This is a genomic window from Streptomyces sp. NPDC053665 (genome assembly GCF_055585285.1).
Window position 1 is genome coordinate 126,552 of the sequence record NZ_JBVJKK010000001.1, and the last position, 19,047, is coordinate 145,598.

Consider the following 19,047-nt stretch of genomic DNA (forward strand, 5'->3'; position numbering starts at 1 on the left):
CGCGGGTTCACGGGGAAGGGGATGCGGCGGGCCGGTCGCCGAGGCCGCGCAGGGCCTTGGCGACCGCCTCGCCGATGCGGGCGATCGGTTCGGGTTCGGTCATCTCGTAGTGGCCGCAGGGCACGCGGTGGTCGTGCAGGGTCCCGTCGACGTACGGCCGCCAGCTGTCGGCCTTGCCGGGCAGTACCGCGAGGTCGGCCGGGAAATCGGTGTGCCGCTCCTCGGAGGCGCTGAAGAACAGCACGTCACCACGGAAGACGCCGGGCGCGAACTGCGGTGCGATGCGCAGGTTGTTGCGCATGACGGCGGCGATGGCGGCGGCCTCGGCGCGGGTGACGGGGACACTCGACGGGTCGGCCGCGACGCGGGCGTCGATGCGGTCCAGGACGGTCTCCACGGGCGCCTGGTCGACGGGCAGGCCCGCCACCCGGGACAGCAGGGCCGCCACCTGGCGTTCGGCCGCGTCGGGGTCGTGGGCGGTGCCGTGCGGCTGGGGCGCGTCGAGCATGGCGAGCAGCTCGACGCGCTCGCCGTCGCGCTGGAGCGCACAGGCCATGGCGTGGGCGACGAAACCGCCGTACGACCAGCCCAGCAGGCGGTACGGGCCCTGCGGCTGCACCTGGCGGACCAGGTCGAGGTAGTGGGCGACCATGGCGGTGGCGTCCGGCGCGGGCGGGGTCGTGCCGTCGAGTCCGGCGGCCTGGATGCCGTAGACGGGCTGGTCGCCGCCGAGATGCGGCAGCAGACCCGTGTAGCGCCAGGCAACGCCCGCGCCGGGGTGGACGCAGAACAGGGGGCCGGCGGCGCCTTCGGGACGCAGCGGCAGCAGCGGGCCGAGGGCGGTGGGCGCCGGCTCCTGGGCCTTCGGGTCGTTCTCGACGGTCGCGGCGAGGATCCCGGCGACGGTGGGCGCGGCCAGCAGGGCGGCCGCCGGCACGTCGAGCACACCCGACTGGCGCAGCCGGCCCGCCAGCAGCACGGCGCGCATCGAATCGCCGCCGAGGTCGAAGAAGTTGTCGTGCAGGCCGATACCGCCGATGCCGAGGATCTCCTCCCACAGGCGGGTCACCTCGCGTTCGCGGTCGGTGCGCGGGGGGACGTGCTCCGTGGTGAGCCGGGGCCGGGGGGCGAGACCGGTGGCGGCCGTGGCCGGGGTGTCGTCGGTGGCGGGGCCGGTGCGTGCGCCGGGGGCGTCGATCCAGTGGCGCCGGCGTTCGAAGGCGTAGGGCGGCAGCGGGACCCGCCGGGGTGTGCCGGGGACCGGGGGCAGGGCGCTGTCCACGCCCGCGCTCCACAGCCGCCCCAGTGCCTCGGCGAGGACGAACCCGTCGGAGGCCTCGGCCTTCGCGTGGCGCATGGTGGTGACCGTCACCGGCGCCTGGTCGGTGAGCCGGCCGGTGGCCAGCTTGGTCAGGGTGTCGCCCGGGCCGATCTCCACCAGGACGGGGTGCAGCCGGTCCCACAGCGCGCTGATGCCGTCGGCGAACCGCACGGTGCGGCGGGTGTGGTCGAGCCAGTGCCCTACGGAGGTGGCCTGGGCGTCGGTGACCCAGGTGCCGGTGACGTTGGTGACGTAGGGGATGCGCGGCGGGCGCAGGGTGACCTGGCGCAAGTGGGTCTCGTAGGCGGGGAGGACCGGGTCCAGGACGTGGGAGTGGGCCGCGACGGGGATGCGCAGACGGCGGAACGGCACGCCCCGGCGGGCGAGTTCGGCCTCCAGGCGGGTGACGGCGTCGAGGTGCCCGGCGACGGTGCAGGCGCCGGGCCCGTTGACGGCGGCCAGGGACAGGTCGTCGCCGAGCAGCGGCGCGATCTCCTCGGCCGGGGCGGCGACGCCGAGCGTGGCACCCCCGGCGGAGGCGATGAGCCGGATGCGTTCGGTGACCAGGGGGAGCATGTCCGCCAGGTCGATGACGCCGGCCAGGCAGGCGGCCGTGTACTCGCCGAGCGAGTGACCGATCAGCGCGTCGGGGCGTACGCCCGACTCGATGAGGGTGCGGGCCAGGGCGTACTCGGTGACCACCAGGCCGAGGAAGGCGGAGGTGTCGTCGGGCCGCCGTTCCTCGAACAGGGCGGTGCGCAGGTCGGCGCCGAGGACGGGCCGCAGGATGCGGGCGCACTCGTCGACGGTGTCGCGGTAGACGGTGTGGTCACCGTACAGCTCCGCTCCCATGCCCGGGTACTGGGTGCCGCCGCCGGGCAGCAGGAACGCCACGCGGGGCGGTTCCCCGGTCAGGGGCGGGGTGGTCGCGGCGGCGGAGCGCAGTGCGCCGACGGCCTCCGCGCGGGAGGCGGCCGTGACGGTGAGCCGGTGGTTCAGCGCGGGCCGGTCGGTGCGCAGGGAGTGGGCGAGGTCGTCCAGCCGCAGCTCCGGGCGGCGTTCGAGGTGCCGTGCGAGTGCCTCGGCCTGCCCGCTCAGGGCGCCGGCGGTCCGGGCGGACAGCGGCAGCACCAGGCGGCGGCCGTCCTCGGGCGGGCGGGGCGCGCCGGGAGCGGTGGGCGGGGCCTCCTCCAGGATGACGTGGGCGTTGGTGCCGCCGATGCCGAAGGCGCTGACGGCGGCGCGGCGGGGGTGTTCGCCCGCGGGCCAGTCCTCCAGGGCGGTGGGCACGCGGAAGGGGCTCGCGTCGAAGTCGATGAGCGGGTTGGGGCGGTCGAAGTGCAGGCTGGGCGGGATCTGCCGGTGCTCCAGGGCGAGGACGGCCTTGATGAGGCCGGCGATGCCGGCGGCGGCTCCCAGGTGGCCGATGTTGGTCTTGACCGAGCCGAGTGCGCAGAACCCGGTGCGGGGCGTGCTCTGCCGGAACGCCTCGGTCAGGGCGGACACCTCGATGGGGTCGCCGAGCCGGGTGGCGGTGCCGTGCGCCTCGACCAGCCCGATCGTGCCGGCGTCGACCTCCGCCTGGGCCTGCGCGGCGAGGATGACCTCGCTCTGCCCGGCGGCGCTGGGCGCGCTGAAGCCGACCTTGCGGCGGCCGTCGTTGTTGACGGCGCTGCCGCGGATGACGGCGCGGATGCGGTCGCCGTCGGCGAGGGCGTCCTCCAGCCGTTTCAGCACCACGGCCCCGACGCCGTCGCCCGAGGAGGTGCCGGCGGCGTCCGCGGCGAAGGCGCGGCAGTGGCCGTCGGGCGAGAAGGGTCCGTCGGGCACGTGACGGTAGCCGAGGGCGGCCGAGGGGTTGAGGGAGACGGCGGCGGCGAGCGCGGTGTCGCAGCGGTGGTCGAGCAGGTCCTGGCAGGCGGTGTGCACGGCGACCAGCGCGGTCGAGCAGGCCGTCTGGAGGGACACGCTGGGCCCGGTGAGGCCGAGTTCGTAGGAGACGCGCGTGGCGAGCGTGCCGAGGGAGTTGGCGGTGGCCGCGTGGACGAGCGCCACCGAGCCGGGCTGCCCGGCGAAGCGCGGGTGGACGTGGGCCGGGTAGTAGCGGCTGTCGCCGGCTCCCGCGTACACGCCGAACGCCTCGCCCGTCCGCTCCGAGCCCAGGCAGCCGGCGTCCTCCAGGGCGTGGTACGCCACCTCCAGCAGCAGCCGCTGCTGCGGGTCGACGACGGCGGCCTCGGCGGGGCTGTAGCCGAAGAAGCCGGAGTCGAAGCGGTCGATGCCCTCGACGACGGACACCTTCCGGACCAGTGCGGGATCGTCCAGGTCGCTCGGGTCGCCGCCCGCGGCGAGGAACTCCTCGTCGGTGACGGGCCGTACGGATTCGCGGCCGGCTGCGAGGTTGTCCCAGAAGGCGTCGAGGTCGTCGGCGCCGGGGAAGCGGCCCGCCATGCCGATGACGGCGACGGCGGGGAGGTCCTCGGCCTGGGGGGTGCTGGTGTCGTGCACGGCGTGTGCCTCGTCCTTTCCCGGTTCGGTGGTGTACGGGCCCGAGTCGTCCCGGTCAGGCACGGCCGCGGTCCCCGCCGTGCCGGGCGGAGCGGCGTGCGCGCGCGGCCCGCTGCCGCTGCGCCTGTGCCTTGGCGCGGTCCAGGCCGGCCGGCTCGGGCCGGGGCGCCGCCCGGACCGCCGGTGCGGCGGTCCCCGTGGGGCCGGTGGCGGTGGCCGCCAGGTGGCGTGCCAGGTCCCGCACGGTGGGGTGCGCGAACAGGTCGACCACCGGCAGTTCGGTGCCGAAGGCGCGGTTGACGGCTGTCTGCGCGGTGACGAGCAGCAGGGAATTGCCGCCCAGGTCGAAGAAGTTGTCGTCCCGGCCCACCCGGTCGCGGCCCAGGACCCGGCACCAGACCTCGGCGAGCCGGCGCTCCAGCTCGCGCAGGTGCTCGCCCGTCTCCGTGCGGTCCGCTCCGGCCGCGGTGCCCGTGGAACGCAGGACCCACGCGTCGGACGGCCCGGCCGCACGGGCGCCTTCGCCCGCCGCCTGGTACAGGGCGCCCAGGTCGGTGCCGTCCTCGAGACCGACGCGCCCGGCCAGCCGCCGCGTGGCGCGCACGGGCGCCACGACGTGGCTGCCGACCCAGGGGGCGGTGCGGTCGGCGCCGATGAGCAGGTGCGGCTCGTCCAGGGAGCGGGCCAGATCGAACGAGCGCAGCGCGGCGGGGGTGTCGAGCAGCCGGTAGCCGCGGGCCTCGGTGAGCGCGGTGAGCCTGTACCCGCGGCTCATGCCGCGCTCGCGCCACATGCTCCACGCCAGGGACTGCGCGGGCAGGCCGAGGCCGCGGCGGTGCTGGGCGAGGGCGTCCAGGTAGGCGTTGGCGGCGGCGTAGGCGGCGTTCATGGCACCGCCGAAGAAGCCGTTCACCGAGGAGAAGGTGACGAAGGAGGTCACCGGATGGTCCTCGGTGAGCCGGTGCAGCGTCCACGTCCCGCGCACCTTCGCCTCCAGCGCCCGGCGCCAGGTGGCCGTGTCCAGCTCCCCCACGGGGCGTTCCACGAGGGTGCCGGCCAGGTGCAGCACCGATCCCAGGGGCACGCCCCACGCCGCGGCGGCGGCCTCGACCGCGTCGCGCATCTGCTGTTCGTCGGTGACGTCGGCCGGGGTGTAGCGGACCTCGCCCCGTTCGCGCAGGCGGGTCAGGACCCGGCCGTCGGGCCGTGGCGTGCGGCCGACGACGAGCAGCCGGGTGCCGGGGGTGCGCAGCAGATGGGCGGCGAGTTCGGCGCCGACGCCGCCCAGTCCGCCGGTGAGCAGGGTGAAGCCGTCGGGTGAGGGCTGTCCGGCGCGGGGCGGGGTGTCGGGCAGGGGCGCGAGGCGGCGTACGTACCGCTGCCCGTCGCGGTACGCCACGTCCGTGTCGCCGGTCGCGGCCGCCGCCTCGGTGAGGAGGTGGGTCAGCGGGTCCGTGCCGCTGTCCAGGGGCAGGTCGAGGTGCGTGGCGCGCAACGGGCCGCACTCCTCGCTCAGCGACTTCAGCAGCGCGCCGCACAGGGCGTGGGCGGGGTGGGCGGGTTCGCCGGGGCGTACGGCCTGGGCCCCGGCCGTCACGTACACCAGGTCGACGGGCCCGGAGGGTTCCGGCCGTGCGGTCAGGGCCCGGGCGAGGGCGAGCAGTTCCTCCGCGCCGGTCGTGTCGTACGGCTCCACGGCGTCGGCAGCGGGCGGTGCGCCGAGGTACAGCACGGCGTCGACCGGGCGCTGGTCGCGCTCCAGCCGGTCCAGCAGTGCGGTGTGGTCGCTCTCCTCGCCGGGCCGGACGCGGTAGTGGGCCGCGTCCAGGCGCGCGTAGGCCGTACCGGTCTCGGCCAGGGTGCAGCGGCCGCCGCTCTCGCGGAGCGCGTCGGCGAGCCGCCGGGCCAGGGCGTCCTGGGGCCGGGCCAGGACGAGGGTGTGCCGTCCGGGTGCCGCGGGACGGGCGCCGGGGTGCTCCACCCGCTGCCACACCGGCCGCAGGAACCAGTCGGGGACCGTGGCCGCGGTGCCCAGCAGTAGTTGCGTGCGGCACACCTCGGCGTCGAACTCGCCCGCTTCGAAGCGTTTGCGCAGTCTGGTCCGCTGGATCTTGCCGATCTCCGTCTTGGGGACGGTCTCGCGCGCCACCGGGACGAGGAAGGCCGGGCTGACGCCGATCTCCCGGGTGACCTTCCCGGCGATCTCGCGCAGGGCTTCGGCGGTGACCTCGGGCTCGAGGTGGAAGAACAGGGCCAGTTCGTCGGTGGGCGACGAGGGTTCGGAGCGCACGGCCACCGCCGCGGTGAAACTCCGTTCCACGAAGGGAAGTTCCTCGACGCAGGCCTCGATCTCGTGGCTGTAGTGGTTGACGCCGTTGACGATGATGACGTCCTTGGCCCGCCCGGTGATGTGGAGCTCGCCGGCCCGCAGGTACGCCAGGTCGCCCGTGTCGAACCAGCCGTCGTCGGTGAACGCCTCGGCGTTGGCGGCGGGGTTGTCGTGGTAGCCGCCGGTGACGGAGGTGCCGCGGACCTGGAACCGGCCCGCCTCGCCCTCGGCGAGGACGCGGCCCTGCTCGTCGACGACCCGCATGGCGAACCCGGGGTAGGGCCGCCCGCAGCTGACGAACATCCCTTCGTCCGGTCGGGGTTCGGCGGGAAGGACGGCGTCGGTGACCACGGAGCAGGTCTCGGACATGCCCCAGCCGGGGTGCATCACGTCCTGCGGCAGGCCGAACGGCTCCAGCGTGTGCAGGAACCGGCGGGCGGCGGAGGCGACGACGACCTCGCCGGCGTTCATCACCAGCCGCATGGGCGAGAGGTCCCAGGTGCGTCCGGCGAAGCGGTCGGCCTGCCCGGCGAGGAGCCCGAAGGCGAAGTTGGGCGCCCAGGTGACGGTGACCCGGTGCCGGTCGGCGAGGTCCATCCAGCGCAGCGGGTCCTGGAGGATCCAGGGGGTGGGGGCGTGGATCTGGCGGCAGCCGAGGTACACGTCGCGCAGGTGGAACATCACCACGCCGGTGACGTGGTCGAGCGGGATCCAGTTGAGGGACACGTCGTCCGGGCCGAGCGCGTTCATCTGCTCGGTGGCGGCGGAGCGGGTCAGCACATTGCGGTGGGTCAGGCGCACCGCCTTGGGCAGGCCGGTGCTGCCGGACGTCATGAGCATCAGCATCAGGTCGTCCGGGCCGGCCGGGTGCCAGTCGTGGTCCTCGGGAGCCTCGCGCAGGGCGTCGGCCGTGGTGAGCCGCAGTCCGGGCCAGTCCTGCCGGGCCGCGACCTCGCGCAGTCCGGCCTCGCGGGCGGCGGAGCAGACGATCCAGGGCCGGCCGAGCATCCGCCAGATGCCCTCCAGCTTGGTGAGCGCCGCGGAGGGGGTGTCGTAGCCGGTGGGCACGGTGAGCGGGACGGCGACGAAACCGCCGAGGACGCAGCCCCACAGTACGGCGAGGAAGTCCTCGGTCGCGTCGCACTGGAGGATCACCTGGTCACCGGGGCGCAGGCCCGCCCGGCGCAGTCCGGCGAGCACGCGGGACGCCTCGGGGATCAAGGAGGCGTAGCTGCGCCGGTGTTCGGTGCCGTCCGGGTGGACGTGGACGATGTCGCCCCGGCCCTGTTCGGCGGCGCGGCGCAGGGCCTCCGCCCAGCCTGCCACCGAGGGTTCGGCCAGGGCGGGGCCCTCGCTGACGGCGGGGACGGTGGAGCGGGGTGCTGTGCGGGCAGGGGCGGACGCGGGCTGCGCGGTGGGGCCGTGCAGGCCGGCGTGGCGGCGGCCGAGTTCCTCCGCCGTGGTCTCGACCGACACCTCGGCGGCCGTGACGCCCGGGATCCGGACCAGCCGTTCGCGCCATGCGCCGGCGGCGGTGCGGTCGACGGCGGGCAGGGCGCGCAGGGCCGCGGTGTCCACGGTGCCGTCCTGCGCACGGGGCAGCAGGTTGACGGCCGTGACGCGGACCGTGCCGTGCCCCGTGCGGTCCAGGGCGGTCTCGAGGTGCTCGGCGGCGTCCGGCCGTGACGGCACCACGTACAGGTGCGCGGGGGCGCCGTCGGTTCCGGGCAGGGCGTGGGCCTCGCGGATGCCGGGCACCGCGAGGGCCGCCTGCTCCAGTTCCGCGAGGTCGGGCCCGGCCGCGGCGGGGGTGCGCTCGGGGAGCGCGGGCAGTTCCCCGAGCCGGACGCCGGGGTCGGTGACCACCGTGCGCAGGGTGTCGTGCAGGGCGTGGGCGAACGCCTCGGCGGTTTCGGCGTCGTAGAGGTCGGTGGCGTACTCGACGTGCAGGGTCAGTCCGCCGGGCGTGCCGTCGGGGGCACGGCGTTCCAGCATGTCCACGAAGAGGTCGAACTTGGCGGTGCCGGTGGCCGTGGGCCGCAACTCGGTGCGCAGACCGTCCAGTTCGAGGACGGCGGGGGTGTTGTTCTGCAGGGCCAGCATCACCTGGAACAGCGGGTGGCGCCCGGGTGTGCGGGCGGGGTTGAGTTCCTCCACCAGCCGGTCGAAGGGCAGGTCCTGGTGGTCCAGGGCGGCCAGGTCGGCGGTGCGCAGCCGGGCGAGGAGGTCGCGGAAGGCGGGGTCGCCGGAGGTGTCGGCCCGCAGGACCAGCGTGTTGGTGATCAGCCCGATCAGCTGGTCGAGGGCGGGTTCGGTGCGGCCCGCGACGGGCGTGCCGAGGACGATGTCCTCGCCGGCGCCGCAGCGGGTGAGCAGGGCGCTGACGGCGGCGTGGAGCACCATGAACAGGCTGGCGCCCTCGCGGTCGGCGAGGCGCAGCAAGGCGTGGTGCAGGTCGGCGGCGACGGTGGTCTCGACGTGTGCGCCGCCGCCGCGCGGCGCGGCGGGACGCGGCCGGTCGCCGGGCAGGGTGCACTCCTCGGGCAGGCCGTCCAGTGCGGTGCGCCAGTGCTCGGTGAGCTGCTCCAGCCGCCCTGGGCCGTCCGGTTCGGGGGCCAGCAGGGCGCGCTGCCACAGGGCGTAGTCGGCGTACTGGACGGGCAGCGGCGTCCACTCGGGCGCCCTGCCGTCCCGGCGGGCCGCGTAGGCGGTGCCCAGGTCGTCGGCGAAGGGGCCGAGCGACCAGCCGTCGGCCGCGCTGTGGTGCAGGACGAACAGCAGCACGCGGTCGCTGCCGGTGCCCAGCAACCAGGCGGCGAGGGGGCTTTCGGCGGTGAGGTCGAAGCGGTGCCGCAAGGCGGCGCGGACGTGGGCGGCGGTCTCGGTGGCGGGGCAGTCGACGCGGCGCAGTACCGGACGCAGTTCCCCCGGCGGCAGGATGCGCTGGTACGCCGTTCCGTCGTGCTCGGCGATCACCGTCCGCAGGCTCTCGTGCCGGTCGGCCAGGTCGCCGAGGGCCGACCGGAGCGCCTCGGTGTCGAGGCCGGCGCCGGCCGGGACGAGGAGCGGGATGTTGTAGGTGGCCGCTCCGTCGTCGAACCGGTTCAGGAACCACATGCGTTCCTGTGCGAAGGACAACGGCACCCGCTGCGGGCGTACGGTGTCGCCGAGGGCCGGGCGGGGCGGGGCGTCGTCCGTCACCGTGAGCCGCTGGGCGAGGGCGGCCGGGGTGGGCGCGTCGAACAGTGCGGTGATGGGGATCTCGGCGCCGGTGGCCTGCCGGATCCGGGCCAGCAGCCGGGTGGCGAGCAGGGAGTCGCCGCCCAGGTCGAAGAAGCCGTCGTCGGTGCCCACGGTGCCGGGGGGCAGCTTCAGCACGTCCTCGAACTGCGCGCACACCAGGGCTTGTTGCGGCGTCTCGGGGTGGGTGCCGGAGGCGGCCGCGGTGAAGTCGGGGACGGGCAGTGCCTCGGTGTCGAGTTTGCCGTTCGCGGTGAGCGGCAGCGCGTCCACCGGGACGCACACGGCGGGAACCATGTGCTCGGGCAGGTGGGCCGCGGCGTGGGCCCGCAGGGCGGCGGGGCTCGCGGGGGCCCCGCCCGCGGGGACGGTGTAGGCGACGAGGTGCAGGGCGCCGTTGGGAGCCCGGCGGGGGACGACGGCGGCGCGGGCGACCCCGGGGTGGGTGGCGAGGACGGCCTCGATCTCGCCGGGTTCGACGCGGAAGCCGCGCAACTGCACCTGGGAGTCGGCACGGCCCAGGTAGTCGAGGGTGCCGTCGGGGCGGCGGCGGGCCAGGTCGCCCGAACGGTACATGCGGGTGCCGGGCGGGCCGTAGGGGTCGTCGAGGAACCGTTCGGCGGTCAGCTCCGGCCGGTTCAGGTAGCCGGCGGCGACGCCGGCGCCGGACACGTACATCTCGCCGGTCGCGCCGGGCGGCACCGGGCGGCCCTGCGGGTCGAGCAGGTGCACGCGCAGGTCGGCGAGCGGGGTGCCGATGACGCTGCCCCGGCGCGGGTCGTCCAGGTCGGCCCGGGTGAGACGGTGGTGGGTGACGTGGACGGTGGTCTCGGTGATGCCGTACATGTTCACCAGTGCCGGGCGGTCCAGGCCGTGCCGGTGCACCCAGGGGCGCAGCCGCGCCGGGCGCAGGGCCTCGCCGCCGAACACGACGTAGCGCAACCGCGCGGTGTCGCCGCCCCGTTCGGCGTCCGCCTCGACGAGTTGCTCGAACGCGGAGGGCGTCTGGCTGAGGACGGTCACCCCCTCGCGGCGCAGCAGTTCCAGCAGCTCGCGGGGGGAGCGGCTGACGGCGTACGGCACGACGGCGACCCGGCCGCCGTGCAGCAGGGCGCCCCAGATCTCCCAGACGGAGAAGTCGAAGGCGTAGGAGTGGAACAGCGTCCAGACGTCGTCGGCACGGAAGTCGAAGTGCTCGGCCGCGGCGGCGAAGAGCCGCACGACGTTCGCGTGCGGGACGGGCACGCCCTTGGGGCGTCCGGTGGACCCGGAGGTGTGGATGATGTAGGCGGTGTCGGACGGGCTCACCGGCCCGTGGCGCTCGGTGTCGCTCAGGTCGGCGCCGGAGCGGCGGGCGAGGTCCGCCGCGACCTCGGGGTCGTCGAGGAGGACGGCGGGCAGCGCGCCGGAGGCGAGGTGGGCATGGGCGTGCTCGGTGACGAGGACGACGGGGGCCGCGTCCTCGACGACCAGCCGCAGCCGTCCGGCCGGGTGGCCGGGGTCCAGGGGGAGGTAGGCGGCACCGGTCTTCAGGACGGCCAGCAGGGCGGGCAGCAGCCGCACGCCGCGTTCCAGGGCCAGCGCCACGACCCGGCCGGGGCCCGCGCCGTGCTCGGTGAGCAGCCGGGCGAGCCGGTTGGCCTCGGCGTTGAGCGCGCCGTAGGTGAGCCGCTCGTCCCCGCAGCTGACGGCGGTCCGCTCCGGCGCGGCCGCCGCCCGCTCCTCGAACACCTCCGTGAGGGTCCGCTCCACGGGATACGTGTGCACGGGCGTGTCCTCGGGGTGCTCCCCCGGCAGCAGCACGTCCAGGTCGCCCAGCGGTGCCGCCGGGGCGGCCTCGGCGACGCGGCGCAGCACCGCGAGGAACCGGTCGCGGTGCAGGGCGAGTTCGTCCTCCTCGTACAGGGCGGGATTGGCGTCGAAGGCCAGCCACAGCCCGCCGCTCCGGCCTCCGGGGCGCACCGAGATCTGCAGGTCGTCGACGGCTCCCCCGGACAGGTGGTGCCAGGTGGTGAGGTGGCCGCCGAAGACCGGCGACTCGTCGAACGGCACGATGTTGAGCACCGGCCCGTACAGCCGGCGTCCGGTGCCCAGCAGCCCCAGGTCCCGGCGGAGGTACTCGCCGCGGTAGCGCTGGTGCCGGCGCAGGGCCTTCAGCTCCTGGGCGACAGCCCGCACCAGTTCTCCCAGGGGCGTGCCGGGAGTGGCGGTCACGCGCAGCGGCAGCACGTCGGAGGCGGTGCCGGGGGTGCGCAGGGCGGCGCTGCCCAGGCGGCTCATGGTGGCCATGCCCAGCACCAGGTCGTCGGCGCCGGTCATCCGGTGCAGATAGGCGACCGTGGCCGCGGTCAGCAGGTCGGTGCGCTGCACGCCGAGCCGGGCGGCCGCCGCGTCGAGGATGTCGGTCTCGGCGGGCGTCAGTTCGGCGGTGCGGCGCAGGAAGGGCGCGGTGGGAGCGGCCGTGCGGGAGGTGAGCCGGGCGGGCTCCGGCAGGGCGGACAGGCGCTGCGCCCAGTGGTCGCGGTCGCGGACGTGGACCTCGGAGGCACGGTAGGCGGCCTCCTCCGCCTGGAGGCGGCTCACCGGCGCGAAGCCGCAGGGCTCCGGTTCGCGCCCCTCGGACAGCGCGTTGTACGTCTCGGCCAGCCGCCGTCCGAGCAGCTTGTAGCTGTAGCCGTCGAGGAGGATGTGGTGGGCCCGCAGCAGCCACAGGTGGCGGTCGGGGGCCAGCGTCAGCAGGGTGTGGGCGAACAGCGGGCCCTTCTCCAGGTCCGCGGGCGCCGCGAGGTCGGCGCGCACGTGTGCCCAGGCGGCCGCCTCGGGGTCCTCGGTGCCGCTGACGTCGACCCGGTGCAGGGCCCAGTCGTCGGCGTCGGCGGCGGTGTGGCAGCGGGGGCCGTCGTCGGTCTCGGCGAAGCGCAGGGCGAAGGTGTCCGCCTCGCCCACGGTGCGCCGCAGCGCGGCTTCGAACAGGCCGGTGTCGAGGGGTCCGTGGATCTCCACCGCCTCCGCGGTGTTGTACGCGGCGCTGTCCGGTGCGAGCCGCCCGGCGTACCAGAGGCCCTCCTGGGCTCCGGACAGCGGTCGACGTTCGTCCTCGCGGAGTGACATGGCACAACCCTCACGTGACTAGCCGTTGTGTCCCGGACGGCGATGGCCCGGCCGGATCGGACGGGTGCGGCCACCGCTCCGCGCGGTCCTCGCGCGGGTGTACGCGCCGGACCGGCGGCCGACAGGGGCGGGACGGAGGTCGCACGCCGGGGCGGGGGGAGGCACCTCACCCGGCCCCGGTTTCACGGCACATCACGGTGCGTCACCCGAACCGGCCGGGTCAAGCGCCACCGGGCCGTGGCGGTCTCCCTTAGGGGTTTCCCTGGAATGCGCGGGTCCGGGGAGTGCTCCGGCCCCGGCAACTTCTAGGGAAATCACGCGACTTGCCTCGCCACCGCGTTCTCGGCTGGATCGGGACGTGTTCCGCCGTGCACTCTCGAAGAGCCCCCTGCGCCCCGCGGAGAGCCGCGGCGGCCGACCCGATCCGGGGCCGTGGAACCCCGGGATGGACGACGGAAAGAAGGCTGACGGCATGCACCGTGCGCTGTGTCCGGTCGAGACGCTCTACGTGGGCCAGAGAAGCAGGGCCGTGCTGTCCTGCACGCTGCGCGGACACGTGGACGTCGCGGCGCTGTCGGCCGCGTTCGACGCCATGACGGAGACGAACCCGCCGCTGCGGTCCCGCATCGAGCAGGACGGCACGGCGCACCTGCTGCGCGTGCTCGGCGAGGACGAGCGGCCCCGGCTGATCACCCGGACCGGTGAGGAGACGGAGGCCTACGCGGCGGAGCTGAACCGGCCCCTCCCGGTCGGGGGACCGCTGAGCCGGGCCGTCCTGGTCAGCGCCCCGGACGGCGAGAGCCACCTGTTCGTCCTGGTGGTGGACCACACCGTCGTCGACGGGCACAGCAGCATCGCACTGCACAACGCGCTGTGGGACCGCTACCGGGCCCTGGTCGAGGGGGAGCCCGCCCCCGCCGGCTCCGGCTCGCCGGGCTGGCCCGAGCCCGTCAGCCGGCTGGTGCCCGACGCCGACGCCGCCGACACGGCGAAGTACCTGGACGCCCGTCTGCACGACGTGCGGAGCCACCCGGTCGAGCTGGTGCCCTACGACGCCACGGCCGGCGGACACGGCGACGGGGCCGGGCAGATCGAGGTGCGCCGGCTGACCCTGGACGCCGAGCACACCTCGCGACTGCGGCGGAGGGCACGCGACGCGGGCGTCTCCGTCCACGCCCTGATCGCCGCGACGCTGCTGGGCACGGCCCGGCGGCGGCTGGACGGCGACGGCCCCCGCACCCTCGGCTGCCTCTCCCCCGTGGATCTGCGCTCCCGGCTGTCCCCGCCGCTGCCCGCCTCCGCCCTGGTGCCCGCGGTCACCACCCATTTGCAGACCCTCGACGTGTCGGGCACGGCCGAGCCGCTGGACCTCGCGCGTACCGTGCACGGCCGCCTGAGCGACTTCCTCGCCCGCGGCGACCACTTCCACGAACTGCGCATCACGCCCGAGATCCCCCGCACCCCCGCGCTGCAACTGGCCACCGTGATCGTGACCAACATGGGCGTCGTCCCGGGCCCGCGGCTGCCGGCGGGACTGCGGGCGGCCGACGTGCGTCTGGTGCCGGCCCGCGAGCACTACTTCCCGCAGGCGGGACGCAGCCCCGTCATGGCGTGCGTCGTCTCCTTCGAGGGGCGGTTGTCCGTCGAGTTCCCCCACTCCACCGCCTGTTACAGCCCGGCCTTCATGAGCGCCTTCCGCGACGACGTCCGCGCCGGGCTGCTCCGCCTCGCGAGCGCGGCGGCACCCGGCCGCGCCGCCACGGGCTGACCACGGCCCGGGCCGACCAGGGCCTCTCCCCGCTCCCCCGCCGCCGACGAGGAACCCGTGACCGACATGACCACCGTCAGCGAACTCCCCTCCCCCCTGACGCTGCTCCCCCGCGCGCAAGCGGGTGACGAGCACGCGATGAACCACCTGCTGACCGGCATCACGCCGTACGTCGCGCGCATCTGCCGGTCCATCACCCACGACGACGGCGCCGACGCCACGCAGGAGGCGCTGCTCGCCATCTACCGCGGTCTGGGTTCGCTGCGCGAACCGGCGGCGTTCTACGGCTGGGTGCGCTCGGTGACGGTCCGCGAGGCCGTCCGCACCGCCAGGCGCTACGGCGAGGAGCGCTGCTGCTCCGAGGTGGATTCCCGGCAGGAGGCCAACCCCTTGGACGCGGTGCACATCAGCGATGTGCTGGAGCGTCTGTCCCGGGCGCACCGGCAGGTGCTGACCCTGCGTGCCTACGGGCTCAACGAGGAGGAGATGGCGGAGGTGCTCGCCCTGCCCGTGGGCACCGTCCGCTCGCGCCTGTTCCGGGCCCGCCGCCGCTTCCAGGAGGCGTGGCAGCCGTCGGCGGCCTGACGCCGGGTCACCCACGAAGCGCGGCCGTGGCGGTGCCCCTCCCACCGCCACGGCCGCCCGGGATCCGGCGCCCCGGGACCGCACCGGCGCACGGTCCGATCACCGCCGCCCGTGTGCCGCCTCAGCGCACGTGCTCCGCAAGGACGCGCGGGGGCCACTGCCCCGGTGCGAACATCCCGAGTGCGTGGGCCCGCGCCACCAGGGCGGGGCGGTTGGGCGCGTCGAAGCGCCGCAGCATCTGCCCGACGCGGTACTCGATTCCCTGACGGCTCAGATAGAGACGGGAGGCCAGCTGCACCGTGGACTCACCGCTCGCCACCCCCTCCAGGACCTGTGCGTCGAGGGCGCTGAGCACCGGCCCGCCGGGCCGGGCGTGTTCGGCCCTGCGCAGCAGGACGACGACGCCGACGATGCCGCCCGCCGGTTCCCGGACGGCGACCGCGGTGACGTCCGCCGGGAAATCACGGCCGTCGCCGTCCCGGCCGGTCGCCTTTTCCGTGAACCGCCGAAGACGCCCTGCGGAAAGGGCCGCGAATTTCTCCCGGAGCCGTGCGGGAAAGGGCGAACGGAGAAGGTCGAGAAGGCTGTGCCCGCATATCTCGTCGGCGGTCAGCCCGAATTGGCCGGCGAATTCCGGTTCGGCGGCGGTGACGACCGGGTCGCCGGGCGAGACGTGGGCCGTGCAGGCACCCGCCGAAGCGGCGCCTCCCGGGGGGCCGTCGCCGGTCGGGCCACGGCGGGCGGGGGCGGCCGCGGCGGCCGTCCGGTTCTTGCGGGGCGAGGCGTCGGGGAAACTCGTGGTCGCCACGGACGTACCGTCCTTCTTCCTGCGTGCGGGCTGGGAAGGGTGAGCGGACGCGGAGCGGACCGGTGCGCTGTGCCTGGGTGTGGACGAGCGTCCGGTGACGGCGTGCACCACCTCGCCGGTGGCCAGGGCCGGTGTCCGCGTCCTGCCGGGCAGGCCGGCACGAGGGCGCCGGACTCCCGGGTGGGTCAGGGTGAGCAGAGGAGGCGGCACCGAGGCGAACGGCCCACGGCTGCCGGGGATAACGTTGTCACGCCCATGCGATCTCGGCGTCCGATCCGAACCGGAGACCGAGGACCGGGTCCGCGGGCCGTACCTCCGGCCTTCGCGAGAGGCCCGGTCGGAACCTGCTCAGCACGAGAACCTCCGCATGACGAAGTCGGGATCACATCAAGGGGGCGCTTTCGAGATTAAGCGCCGGAAACTCCTCTGGCAAGGGTTTGCCAAGTGACCTGGGCAACCCGTCAACCAGGCTGTGAAACGGGCTTGATCCGGGCAATGTCCGCGGCTTTTCAAACAACGGCCGCACATCCGGACAACGCTTGGGCGGTGGCCTGTTGACCTGCGTTTAATGGCTTGTCGCCCCTTGCCGGGCTTCATACAGTGTGGGCGATCGTCACGCCCGACCGGGCAGGCGGGACCGGCAGAGTTCTCGCCGACGGCGCCGAGGAACCGGAGGAGGGAGATGCTCGAACAGCCGCATTTCGGCCGCCGGCTGAAAAGGCTACGGCTGGCACGGGGGTTGAGCCAGGCCGGACTGGTCGGCCGGGGCATGTCGACGGGATACCTGTCGCGGCTGGAATCCGGTGAGCGGCCTCCCACCGAACGCGCCGTGGCCTACCTCGCCCAGCGGCTGGGCGTCGATCCGTCGGCCCTGACCGGCCCGTCCGACGGCAGGTCCCTGACCGGCATCCTGGCCGCCGTCGCCTCCGCACCGCCCGGCGCGGACGACACACCGGCGCTGCGCCGCGCGGTCGAGGAGGACGCGGGCGAGGACCCCGCCGCCCGCTGGCAGGCGCTGTGGCTGCTGAGCGGGGCCGCGGGCCGCGAGGGCGACCACGAGCGGGAGCGCAGGACGCTGACGGAACTCGTCGACCTGAGCGACCGGTTGGACGCGGCGGAGCTGCGGGCCCGGTCGCGTGTCCGGTTGGCCCGCTGCTCGCGCGCGCTGGGGGACGTGCGCGCGGCCGAGGAGGCGGCCGTCGGGGCGCTGTCCGTGGCGCGCACCGCGCGCCTCGGCGTGGCCGACACGCTGTCCGCTCTGACCGTGCTGATCGGGGTCGAGACCGCACTCGGCGAGCTGGAGGCGGCCGGCCGCCATGTCGCCGAACTGGAGCGGGATCTGCTCCCCAAGGCCGCGCCGGCCCTGGCGGCCGAGGCGCTGTGGGCGGCCGCGGTGGTCAGCGACCGCCAGGGTGACGCCGCGACCGCCCGGACGCGCCTGGAAAGGGCCCTGGGCCTGCTGGACGGCGGGGACGATTTGGCTCTGTGGGCCCGGCTGCGGCTCGCGGCGGCCGCCGCCGCGCTCCAGACGTCACCGCCCCGCGTAGCGGACGCCGAGCACCGGCTGGGTGAGGCCGCCGCCGTCCTCCCACTCGTCGGCACCCCCGCACAACTCCAGGAGATGCGGGCACTCCAGGCTCATCTCGCCTTCCACCAGGGGCGGTTGGAGGACGCCAGGGCGCTCAGCCGCGCCCTGCTCACCGAGGAGGACCTGCGGCTGTCCTACCGCGACCGTGTACGCCTGTCGGTTCTCGACGGCCGCCTGAAGATCCTCGCGGACCGTGCCGACGAGGGCATCGCGGCGCTGCGCCGGCTGGGGCGGCAGGCGGCGGAGTCCGCCAACGTGGATCTGGCAGCCCATGTCTGGCAGTCCCTGGCCACGACCCTGGCCGACGTCCGCCCCCGCGACCGCGCCGCAGGTGCACGGGAGCGACCCGGGCCGGAGCACCGGCGCGACTCCTGCCTCTGACCGGGCGGCGGGGGCCGTGGGCTCCCGGCGACGGGACCGGGCATCCGCCTGCGCCACGCCCCGCACCCCCCGGTCGCCTCACCATGCCACCGGCAGCTCCACGGGGAAGCGGCGGATCGTGCGGGTGTCCCAGATCAGCTCCTCCGCCGGGACCGCCAGGCGCAGGCCGGGCAGCCGGGTGAACAGCACCTCGATCGCGGCTCTCAGTTCCGCGACGGCGAGGGTGCTGGCGACGCAGTGGTGACCGCCCCAGCCGAACGTCATGTGCGGGTGGGGCGCCCGCTCGACGTCGATGGCGTCGGGGTCCTCGAACACCTCCGGGTCGCGGTTGGCCGCCAGGTAGGAGACGTGGACGAATTCACCCGCGCGGATCAGCACACCCTCCAGCTTCACGTCCTCCAGGGCGACGCGCGGGATCCCGACGCCCTTGCGGAAGGGGATGTGGCGCAGGAGTTCGTCCAGCAGCCGGGGCAGCCGCTCGGGACTGCGCTCCATCAGGGCGCGCAGGTCGGGGCGGGTCAGCAGGGTGTAGGCGATGTTGCTGATCTGACAGGTGGCCGTGTCGTTGCCGCTGAGGATGAGGGTCAGGGCCAGGACGGCCAGTTCGTCGTCGCTCAGGGGCTCCTCCCCCCGCTCGGACGCCGCCATGGTGGTGATGAGGTCGCTGCCGCCGTCCCTGCGGCGTTCGGCGACGAGCGCGGTGAAGTAGGCGCGCAGCTGCTGCTTGGCCGCGACCGCCGCCTGTCTGGCCTCGGGCGCGGTGGTGAGCATCTGCTGGGTGAGGCGCAGCATCAGGGGCCGGTCCGCGTCGGGTACGTCCAGCAGCGCGCAGATGGTGTGGTTGGGCAGCGGCTCGGACAGGCAGCGGGCCAGGTCGGCCGGCGGGCCGCTCTCGGCCATCGTGTCCACGAGTCGGTGCGCCACCTGCTCGATGGCCGGTGTCATGCCCTTCACGCTGCTCTGTGTGAAGGCCCGGGCGGCGGCATGACGCAGCCGGGTGCTGCGCGGTGGGTCCATGACGTTGAGCGACTCCGGGGAGACGATCGGCTCGGGGGTCATCCGGGGGTAGTCCCGGCCGACGACGGCGGCCCGGCTGAAGCGCGGGTCGGTGGTCACCTGGCGCACCCCCTCGAAGCTGGTGACCAGCCACGCCTCGGCCTCGCCGTGGGACAGCCGGATGCGGGTGACCGGGCCCTGGGCCATGAGGTGCGCGAGGGAGGGGTCGAAGGCGAGGTGCTCGCTGAAGTCGAAGGGGCAGGCGGCGGCGTGGGCCATGTGTACTCCTGAGGGCGTGCGGGGGTGCGGCCATGTGGGCGGAACCGGTCGGCACGGGCCTCGGCCGCCCTGCCCGAGGGGGACATTCCGCATAGTGCGGCAGAGCGCCGCTCCATGCACCCAGTGCCGGTCA

7 protein-coding genes are annotated in these 19,047 nt (G+C 75.0%); 3 read left to right on the top strand and 4 right to left on the bottom strand.

Annotation, left to right across the window (positions count from 1 at the left end):
- Nucleotides 1-7 precede the first annotated feature (7 nt).
- Together ACZ6ZN_RS00475 and ACZ6ZN_RS00480 are read right to left on the bottom strand one after the other, a co-directional pair.
- A complete protein-coding gene (locus ACZ6ZN_RS00475; RefSeq protein WP_469641959.1) occupies nucleotides 8-3,892 on the bottom strand; it encodes a type I polyketide synthase in 3,885 nt (1,294 codons plus the stop codon).
- Nucleotides 3,885-12,509, bottom strand: coding sequence for an amino acid adenylation domain-containing protein (locus tag ACZ6ZN_RS00480; protein WP_469641961.1), 8,625 nt, complete (start codon nucleotides 12,507-12,509; stop codon nucleotides 3,885-3,887). The genes ACZ6ZN_RS00475 and ACZ6ZN_RS00480 overlap by 8 nt, the downstream gene beginning before the upstream one ends.
- Nucleotides 12,510-12,981: 472 nt before the next feature.
- On the opposite strand from ACZ6ZN_RS00480, the gene ACZ6ZN_RS00485 reads away from it, so the two are divergent.
- Nucleotides 12,982-14,277 (top strand): phthiocerol/phthiodiolone dimycocerosyl transferase family protein, encoded by a 1,296-nt coding sequence (locus ACZ6ZN_RS00485; protein WP_469641963.1) that lies wholly within the window; start codon nucleotides 12,982-12,984, stop codon nucleotides 14,275-14,277.
- 66 nt (nucleotides 14,278-14,343) lie between these two features.
- Nucleotides 14,344-14,862, top strand: a complete 519-nt coding sequence (locus ACZ6ZN_RS00490) for an RNA polymerase sigma factor (protein WP_469641965.1) — start codon at nucleotides 14,344-14,346, stop codon at nucleotides 14,860-14,862.
- A 121-nt stretch (nucleotides 14,863-14,983) separates the two neighbouring features.
- Here the strand turns inward: ACZ6ZN_RS00490 and ACZ6ZN_RS00495 are convergent, their stop codons facing one another.
- Complete coding sequence (locus ACZ6ZN_RS00495; protein ID WP_398107264.1) at nucleotides 14,984-15,670, bottom strand: PAS domain-containing protein; 687 nt, start codon at nucleotides 15,668-15,670, stop codon at nucleotides 14,984-14,986.
- Nucleotides 15,671-16,352: 682 nt separating this feature from the next.
- Here ACZ6ZN_RS00495 and ACZ6ZN_RS00500 point away from each other — a divergent pair.
- Nucleotides 16,353-17,639, top strand: coding sequence for a helix-turn-helix domain-containing protein (locus ACZ6ZN_RS00500; protein ID WP_469641968.1), 1,287 nt, complete (start codon nucleotides 16,353-16,355; stop codon nucleotides 17,637-17,639).
- Between the two features lie 78 nt (nucleotides 17,640-17,717).
- Here ACZ6ZN_RS00500 and ACZ6ZN_RS00505 read toward each other — a convergent pair whose 3' ends face one another.
- A complete protein-coding gene (locus tag ACZ6ZN_RS00505; RefSeq protein WP_469641970.1) occupies nucleotides 17,718-18,914 on the bottom strand; it encodes a cytochrome P450 in 1,197 nt (398 codons plus the stop codon).
- Nucleotides 18,915-19,047: the final 133 nt, after the last annotated feature.